This is a genomic window from Deltaproteobacteria bacterium, from assembly GCA_009930495.1.
In the GTDB taxonomy this organism is placed as follows: domain Bacteria; phylum Desulfobacterota; class Desulfovibrionia; order Desulfovibrionales; family Desulfomicrobiaceae; genus Desulfomicrobium.
The window spans coordinates 1-8,455 of sequence record RZYB01000120.1; the positions used below are offsets into that span (position 1 = coordinate 1).

Annotated in this window: 10 protein-coding genes; 7 read left to right on the top strand and 3 right to left on the bottom strand. The window is 61.3% G+C overall.

The window, feature by feature from the left end; translation table 11 throughout:
• The 3 genes from EOL86_10070 to EOL86_10080 all read right to left on the bottom strand — a co-directional run.
• The coding region (locus tag EOL86_10070) for a glycosyltransferase family 2 protein (protein NCD25916.1) at positions 1 to 704 on the bottom strand (704 nt) is incomplete at its 3' end.
• Positions 697 to 1,332: a dTMP kinase gene (locus EOL86_10075; protein NCD25917.1), complete on the bottom strand. Its 636-nt coding sequence runs from the start codon at positions 1,330 to 1,332 to the stop codon at positions 697 to 699. The genes EOL86_10070 and EOL86_10075, both read right to left, overlap by 8 nt.
• A gap of 10 nt (positions 1,333 to 1,342) precedes the next feature.
• Positions 1,343 to 2,428: an HD domain-containing protein gene (locus EOL86_10080; GenBank protein NCD25918.1), complete on the bottom strand. Its 1,086-nt coding sequence runs from the start codon at positions 2,426 to 2,428 to the stop codon at positions 1,343 to 1,345.
• A 235-nt stretch (positions 2,429 to 2,663) separates the two neighbouring features.
• Between EOL86_10080 and EOL86_10085 the strand changes: the two genes are divergently transcribed.
• Genes EOL86_10085 through gap form a run of 7 tightly spaced genes read left to right on the top strand, consistent with a single transcriptional unit; the run spans position 2,664 to position 8,259 of the window.
• Positions 2,664 to 3,008, top strand: coding sequence for a 4Fe-4S dicluster domain-containing protein (locus EOL86_10085; protein ID NCD25919.1), 345 nt, complete (start codon positions 2,664 to 2,666; stop codon positions 3,006 to 3,008).
• On the top strand, positions 2,989 to 4,137 hold the full coding sequence (locus EOL86_10090) for a 2-oxoacid:acceptor oxidoreductase subunit alpha (protein ID NCD25920.1): 1,149 nt from the start codon (positions 2,989 to 2,991) through the stop codon (positions 4,135 to 4,137). Before EOL86_10085 ends, EOL86_10090 begins: the two co-directional genes overlap by 20 nt.
• Positions 4,138 to 4,139: 2 nt before the next feature.
• Complete coding sequence (locus EOL86_10095; GenBank protein NCD25921.1) at positions 4,140 to 4,991, top strand: 2-oxoacid:ferredoxin oxidoreductase subunit beta; 852 nt, start codon at positions 4,140 to 4,142, stop codon at positions 4,989 to 4,991.
• Entirely contained in the window at positions 4,970 to 5,581 is a 612-nt protein-coding gene (locus EOL86_10100; GenBank protein ID NCD25922.1) for a pyruvate ferredoxin oxidoreductase, read from the top strand. The genes EOL86_10095 and EOL86_10100 overlap by 22 nt, the downstream gene beginning before the upstream one ends.
• Entirely contained in the window at positions 5,539 to 6,300 is a 762-nt protein-coding gene (gene surE, locus EOL86_10105) for a 5'/3'-nucleotidase SurE (GenBank protein NCD25923.1), read from the top strand. The genes EOL86_10100 and surE overlap by 43 nt, the downstream gene beginning before the upstream one ends.
• A gap of 23 nt (positions 6,301 to 6,323) precedes the next feature.
• On the top strand, positions 6,324 to 7,247 hold the full coding sequence (gene fba / locus EOL86_10110; protein ID NCD25924.1) for a class II fructose-1,6-bisphosphate aldolase: 924 nt from the start codon (positions 6,324 to 6,326) through the stop codon (positions 7,245 to 7,247).
• 16 nt (positions 7,248 to 7,263) lie between these two features.
• Complete coding sequence (gene gap / locus EOL86_10115) at positions 7,264 to 8,259, top strand: type I glyceraldehyde-3-phosphate dehydrogenase (GenBank protein ID NCD25925.1); 996 nt, start codon at positions 7,264 to 7,266, stop codon at positions 8,257 to 8,259.
• Positions 8,260 to 8,455: the final 196 nt, after the last annotated feature.

Consider the following 8,455-nt stretch of genomic DNA (forward strand, 5'->3'; position numbering starts at 1 on the left):
GCGTAGAAAAAAGAGTTGACCGCGAGCACGAATCCGGCCTTTCCGTCCAGGAAACCGAGGCGGATCAGATAGATTTTCAGGAAGCGGGCCAGCCCATGCCCCAAGGCCGTGGCCAAGCCGGCTCCTTGGCCCTTGGAATGCATTTCCTGGGCCGCGATCTGCGTGTAGTAATTGATTTTTTCCACGTGCTGTTGGAGATTTTCGTACGGATAATGGATGATGTCACCATGCAGGCGTGTTGTTTTTCCTGTTGGCGAGAATCCGTAATGCGGTCCGGAAACATGCACGGTGGTTGATTCCAGTTTGAAGACGCGGGGCAAAAGGTCCGGATACCATCCGCTGTGGCGCAGGAATCGGTCGAAATAGAAGGATGCGCGCGGGCAATAAAAGGCGTTGTTTTCTCCTGGAGCGCGCAGGGCGTCGGGAATGGCCGCGCGCAACTCGTCGGACAGGATTTCATCCTGATCCAGGGACACGACCCATGGCGTCGCGATGTGGGCAAAGGCGAATTCGAACTGGGCCTTGGGCCCGGGCCAGGGATTGACCAGCACCCGGGCGCCCATGCGGGTGGCGATGTCCACGGTGGCGTCGGTGCTGCCCGAGTCCACGACCAGGAGTTTGTCGCAGAAGGACAGGGATTCCAGGCATTGTTCCAAGTATTTTTGTCCGTTCAGGGTCAGGACCAGACCCGTGACCTCAGTCAAGGCCCTTCTCCTCCAGGCCACGCAGGATGGCCGTGAAGACCTCGTCCGGGTCGCGGCCGGCGTCGACAACGATGAACCGGTTGCGGTGCAGGGCCGCCCAGGTCAGGTAGCCCTCGCGAACACGGGCGTGGAAACCCAGGTGTTCCGCCTCGAAGCGGCCTTCGGTGCTGGTTTTGTTGTCACGCATGTTGCGGGTCAGGGCGCGTTTGAGGCCGATTTCCGGGTCCACGTCCAGGAGCACGGTGACGTTGGGCCACAGCCCCTGGACGGCCACGTCGTTGAGCTGGCGCAGCAATTTGGGATCGAGCCCCCGGCCGTAGCCCTGATAGACCACCGTGGAATCGGCGAAGCGGTCGCAGATGACGGTCCGACCTTCTTCCAGGGCGGGGTGGATGACGTTGGCCACGTGTTGGGCCCGGTCCGCCAAATACAGGAACAGCTCGGCCGTGGAGGCGATGTCCGTGTTTTTCGGATCGAGCAGGATGCGCCGCAGGTCCTTGCCCAGCCTGCTGCCGCCGGGTTCGCGCGTGTGCAGCACGTCGCGGCCCTGGCGGGTATAGTGTTCGATGAGCTTGGTGCATTGCGTGGTCTTGCCGCAGCCTTCCATGCCTTCAAGGGTGATGAACATTGCTTCTCCTTCAGGAATTGTGGGCACTGGATTCAAGGCCCATGAGCTTGAGCAGGGGCGCGTCCGTGGAACGGGTGGGCGTTTTGCCGGGCTTGGCGGATTTCGGGGCGGGTTCCCCGGCCGGCACCGGAGTGCGCGCCGGCTGGAACACGTAGCGGGACAGGCTGCGCTGGTATTCGCTCCAGGTGCCCGCGTCCCCGGTGTCGGGGTTGGCCAGCGCGCCCTGGACCGTGTTGATTTTGGCGTCCAGGTTGTCGGCGTAGTGCAGGATGAAGGCCTCCACGGTCTTGGGCCGGCGCGGCGAGCCGAATTCCAGCTCGCCATGGTGGCTGATCAGAAGATGCTTGAGATGCAGGGCCAGGCCCTCGGGCAGGTCCTTGGCCTTGCGCAGGAACGGGGTCAGGATTTCCAGGCCCAGCTCGATATGTCCAAGCAGCCGGCCCTGGTCGGTGTATTCGCGGCTGATGCCGTGGGTCAGCTCGAAGGCCTTGCCCAGGTCGTGCAGCAGGGCGCCCACGAGCAGGATTTCCTTGTCCACGCAGGGGTAGAGGTCCGCCAGGGACTGGCAGACGCGCATGACACCCAGGGTGTGTTCCAACAGCCCGCCGGCGTGGGCGTGATGGATGGCCTTGGCGCCGGGAGCCGTGAGCAGCGCGGCGCGGATGTCGTCGTCATGGAGAATGTTCCGGCACAGGGCTTTCCAGGGCTTGAAGGACAATTCCCCGGCCAGGAGGCGTTCGATGTCGGCCAGGATGGTTTCCGGCGGCACGGCCGAGCAGGGCAGGAAATCGGCCAGATCCAGACCGGCCCCGTCCGGGTCGAGGACGCTTAGTTCCGTGATATTCATCTGCAACTGGTCCTTGAAGGACACCACCTGGCCGGTGACGGCCACGAATTGCTCGGCCTTGAGGGTGTCGTGTCGTTGGCTCTGGGGGAACCACATCCGGGCTTCGATGCTGCCGCTGCGGTCGGTCAGGGTGAGTTGCCAGTACGGGCCGTTCTTGGCCTCCTTGCGTTGGGCCTGGGCCAGGGCGAACGTGTCGGAGACGCTCTGGCCGGCGGTAAAGTCCTGGACGAATGTTTTTTTATGGGTCATCGAGTTGCTATTCCTGCGTGCATGGAGTAATGGCGCAACCTAGGGCAATATCTGGAATTCTTAAAAGAATTGGGGATTTGCGGGTTGTCCTTGGTGTGTTTGCCGTGTCGCCTTTTTTGGGTCTACAGGGAAGTTTTTGGCTTTGGCAAGCCTCGTGCCACAGACTGGGCCGTGCCCACAGTGTTCGAGCGCGCGTATCCGTCCAACCCCATCACAAGTAAAAAACCAGGTGGTTATGTCCAAGAAGAAAGGTCAGGCAAAAGTGACGATCTATCCGGACTGGTGCAAGGGCTGTGGCATCTGCGTGGCCTTTTGTCCGGCCGGGGTGTTCGAGTTGGGAGAGGATGGCAAGTCCCACGTGGTTCGCGAGGACGAGTGCGTCAACTGCGGTTTTTGCGAGCTGCACTGTCCGGATTTCGCGGTGTCCGTGACGCCCAGGGAGACCAGCCGCAGAAAAACCGATGGTCAGTTCGATCCGCGCGTGGTCGCTCCGGAGCCGCCGGCAAGCAGCGATCCGGGTCCGGAAGAAAGCATTGGAACCCCTAACCAGGAAGACTGTCATGGCCATGAAAAAGCGTAAACGGAAGGAACTTTTCGCCTTGGGCAACGAGGCCGTGGTCGAGGGCGCGCTCCTGGCTGGGTGCTCTTTTTTCGCCGGCTACCCCATTACTCCGTCCACGGAAATCGCCGAGGTCATGTCCCAGCGCCTGCCCCTGACGGCAGACGGCGTTTTCATTCAGATGGAAGACGAAATCGCCAGCATGGGGGCCATCATCGGCGCCTCCCTGGCCGGTCGCAAGTCCATGACGGCCACGTCCGGACCGGGATTTTCCCTGATGCAGGAGAATTTGGGCTACGCCTGCATGACCGAGGTGCCACTGGTGCTGGTCAACGTCATGCGTGGCGGGCCGAGTACCGGCCTGCCCACCAGCCCGGCCCAGGGCGATGTGCAGCAGGCGAGGTGGGGCACGCACGGCGATCATCCGATTATCGTGCTTTCGGCCAGCAATGTGCAGGAATGTTTGGAGATGACCGTTGTCGCCTTCAATTTCGCCGAAAAATACCGTACCCCGGTTATCCTGCTTCTCGATGAAATCACGGCCCATACCCGCGAGAAGATCTCCGTGCCCGATCCCGAGGACCTGGAGATTCTGGCCCGGGTCGCTCCGGCCATGCCGCCGGAATGGTACGTGTCCTACGAGGAAACCATGCGCGGCGTGCCGGCCCTGGCTCCGCTGGGGTCTGGGTATCGCTTCCATGTCACCGGCCTGACCCACGACAAAAACGGCTTTCCGACGTCCAAGCCGGACGAGGTCAAGGCCCTCATGCAACGGCAATTCCGCAAGATCGATCAGTTTTTTTACGATATCCAGCAAGTGGACACGCTTGATTGCGACGACGCCGAGGTCGTGGTCATCGCCTATGGCTGCGTGGCCCGGTCGGCCGAACTGGCCGTGCACATGGCTCGCGAGCACGGGATCAAGGCCGGCCTGCTCAAGCTGAAGACACTTTTTCCGTTCCCGAAATCCGTGGTTCAGCCCCTGGCCCGCCAGTGCAAGGCCCTGGTCGTCCCGGAAATGAACATGGGGCAGATGTCGCGCGAGGTGAAGCGCGTCAACAACGGCTTGACCCACGTCATGACCATCAACCGCATCGACGGCCAGATCATCACCCCCTCGGAAATCTTCAAATCCATCATGCAGGCATGACCATGGCACAAGTCACCGAACTCATTCACGACTATTTGCGGCATAACAAAAAATTCCCTCATGTTTACTGCGCCGGGTGCGGGCACGGCATCGTGCTCGGGTCCCTTATCCGCAGCGTGCACAGGCTCGGATTGGCCAAGGACGACGTGGTCCTGGTGGCCGGGATCGGCTGCTCCGGGCGCATGGCCGTGTACGTGGATTTCAACACCGTGCACACCACCCATGGCCGGGCCCTGACGTTCGCCACGGGCATCAAGATGGCCAATCCGAATCTCAAGGTCATCGTGGTCATGGGCGACGGCGATGCCATGGCCATTGGCGGCAATCATCTCATTCATGCCGCTCGGCGCAACATCGGACTGACCGCCCTGGTGCTCAACAACAACATCTACGGCATGACCGGCGGCCAGAGTTCGCCCACCAGCCCCGAGGGCGCGATTTCGGCCACGGCGCCTTTTGGACAACTGGAAAGCTCCTTCGACATCGTCAACATGGCCATGGCCAGTGGCGCCAGCTATGTGGCCAGGGGCACGGTCATGCACGCGACCATGCTCGACGATCTGATCAGCGCCGCCTTGGACAAGCCGGGGTTCAATCTGGTCGAGATCCTTACCCCCTGTCACACCCAGTACGGCCGCAAGAACAAGTTCAAAACCGTGGTCGATATGTACCGGTGGTACAAGGAAAACACGGTCAAGTTGAATCGTTACGAGGAAATGACGGCCGAGGAAAAGGCCGCGTTCACGCCCATCGGCGTTTTTCGTGACGAGATGCGGCCCGGTCTTGAGGTCCGCTACGAGGAACTGCGCACCAAACTCCAGGAGCAGGGAAAATGCCAAAGCAGCACGAATTGAACCGTTTCGAGATCCGTCTGTCCGGCACGGGCGGGCAGGGCATCCTGACCCTGGGCAAGATCATGGGGCAGGTTTTGGCCCTGGATCATGGCTTTTACGCCACGCAAACCCAAAGCTATGGCCCGGAGGCCCGGGGCGGCGCCAGTCGGGCCGACTTGGTGGTCAGTTCCAATCCCATCAGCTATCCCAAGCCGGTCAACCTTGACATGCTCGTCGCCCTCAGCCAGGAGGCGTGCAATTTATATTTCCGCAACTTGAAGCCTTCGGGATTCTTGCTCGTGGACACGACCTTGGTGTCGCAGACGCCGTCCAATATTTTTTGGGGCCTGCCCTTCACCAAGCTGGCTCGGGAAAAAATCGGTCTGCCCCAAACCATGAATATCATCTGTCTGGGCGCGCTCAGCCATTTTTTGCCGTTCATGCAGTTTGCAAACGTCAAGAAGGCCTTGGCCGGCGTGTTGCCGGCCAAGATTCTGGACATCAACGTCAAGGCCCTGACCCTGGGGCATGCCCAGGCCAAGAAACTTTATCCGGACGCGCCTGAAAAATGGACATTCTCCTTACCAATGATGATGGAATCCGAGCAATAGGCCTGCGGGCCTTGTACGATGCCCTGATCCGGGCCGGACACCGGGTGCATGTGGCCGCGCCCATGACCGAACAGAGCGCGGTCGGGCATTCGGTGACACTGTTTTCGCCGTTGCGGGTGCGGGAGGTCGAGGAACGCGGCTTTTCCGGGCTGGGCATTTCCGGGACGCCGGCGGACTGCGTCAAGCTGGCCTTGAGCCATCTTTTGCCCAAGGCTCCGGACGTGATCATGTCCGGAATCAACGCCGGCGCCAATGTCGGCGTGGACGTGCTCTATTCCGGCACGGTGTCCGCCGCCACCGAGGGCGCCCTGGCCGGCATTCCGGCCATGGCCGTGTCCGTGGATGATTACCATCCGGAAGAGCTCTCGGCCCAGGCCGGGTACGCGGTGTCCCTGCTGGCCCATGACTTGTGGACTGGCTTTCCGCGAAACTGCGTGTTGAATGTCAATTTTCCAGCTGGAAGATTGAGCGAGGCCAAGGGCCTCAAGGTCTGCCGCCAGACGCGCTCCACCTACCGTGATTGGTATGACGAGCGGAAAGACCCGCGCGGCAATCCGTATTATTGGCTGTGCGGCGTCATTCCCCCGGATCGGGTATCCGGCGACACGGACAGGGGCTATCTGAGCCAGGGCTACATCACGGTGACGCCCCTGGCCTTTGATCTGACTCATGCCGCGTTTTTGGAATCGTTGCGCGGATACCTGGAACCCACTACATAACCGATTTTTTGAAGGAGACGATCATGCCTTTGACCACACCCAAGGAAATGTTCACCCGGGCTTATGCCGAGGGTTTTGCCGTGGGCGGTTTCAATGTGAACAACATGGAGATCATCCAGGGCATCATGGCCGCCGGAAACGCGGAACAGTCCCCGCTGATCCTGCAGGTCTCCGCCGGCGCCCGCCGCTATGCCGGGCAGGGCTACATTATCAAGCTCATGGAGGCGGCCCTGGCCGAAAACGATCTGCCGGTCTGCCTGCATCTGGACCACGGCCAGACATTCGAAATCTGCAAGGAGGTCATCGACGGCGGCTTTTCCTCGGTCATGATCGACGGCTCGCACCTGTCCTTCGAGGACAACATCGCCCTGACCAAGCAAGTCGTGGCCTATGCCCATGACCGGGGCGTGTGGGTCGAGGCGGAGCTTGGCAAGCTGGCCGGCGTCGAGGATGACGTCAGCTCCGAGCACAGTGTCTACACCGATCCGGATCAGGCCGCGGAATTCGTCGGCAAGACCGGCTGCGATTCCCTGGCCATCGCCATCGGCACCAGCCACGGGGCCTACAAATTCACCGGCGAGGCCAAGCTCGATTTTGCCCGGCTGGAAAAGATCGCCGCGCTTTTGCCCGGATATCCCATCGTTCTGCACGGCGCGTCATCGGTGCCGCAGGAGTTCGTGGCCATGGCCAATCAGTACGGTGCCCAGATCGGCGGGGCCAAGGGCGTGCCCGAGGATCTGCTGCGCAAGGCCGCGGCCTCGGCCGTGTGCAAGATCAACATCGACACCGACATCCGTCTGGCCATGACCGCCACCATTCGCAAGTATCTGACCGAAAATCCAAGTCACTTCGACCCGCGCCAGTACTTGCAGGTGGCCCGGGACGCGGTGCGCGACATGGTCGCCCACAAGATCCGCAACGTGCTTGGCTCGTCCAATAAAATCTAAGCTCCAGGGAGAGAAAATGGCTGTGAAAATCGCGCTGAATGGATTTGGCCGCATCGGCCGCTACATGGCCCGGCTCTTGGCCGACGTCCAGGACATCGAACTGGTTTGCGTCAACGCGCGCGGCGACAACGCCCAGTTGGCCCACCTGCTCAAGTACGATTCCGTGCACGGCACCTTTGCCGGCGAGGTCGAGGCCAACGACAAGGGATTTCTGGTCAATGGCAGACAGGTGCTGGTCACCCGCAACGCTCCGGACGCTTGGGACTGGAAGGGCATCGACATTCTTGTCGAGTCCACGGGTAAGTTCACGGACCGGGCCAGTTGCGAGAAGCATCTGGCGGCCGGGGCGAAAAAGGTGCTCATCTCCGCGCCGGGCAAGAACGCCGACCTGACCGTGGTCATGGGCGTCAACGACTCGCTGTATGATCCAGCCGCGCATGGCATCGTGTCCAACGCATCCTGCACCACCAACTGTCTGGCTCCGGCGGCCAAGGCCCTGCATGACGCCTTTGGCATCAGGCACGGCCTGATGACCACCATCCATTCCTATACCATGAGTCAGCGCATGCTCGACGGTACCCACAAGGATATCCGCCGCGCCCGGGCCGGGGCCATGAATATCCTGCCGACGACCACCGGCGCGGCCAAGGCCGTGAGTCTGGTCATTCCGGCCCTGGCCGGCAAGCTCGACGGCATGGCCGTGCGCGTGCCCACGCCCAACGTGTCCCTGGTCGATCTGGTCGTGGAAGTGGATAAACCGACCTCGGCCGCCGAGGTCAACGCCGTGCTCAAGGCCGCTGCCAGCGGCAAGGAAGGCGGGGCCATGGGCTACACCGAAGTGCCACTGGTGTCCTGCGACTATGTTGGCAGCATTTATGGTGGCGTGGTCGATGGCCTGTGCACCTCGGTCATGAACGGCACCATGGTCAAGATCATTGTCTGGTACGACAACGAAGCCGGTTTCACGAACCAGCTGCTGCGCCTGACTCGGATGGTTGGCGCGTCGTTGTAGCCAGGAGCGGCGGACGTGTTCCCGAGGGATTCCGGTCAAGGTCGGAGTCCCTTTTTTTATCGCGAGGAATGCATGGATATTCGAGCGGTCACCCCGGCCAACCGGCATGTGTATCTGAACCTGTGCCAGAGTTACGAGGGCGAATTTTCCGCCATCACCGGAAAAGTTCCCGACGCGGATGGCGTGTTCGCCTTGG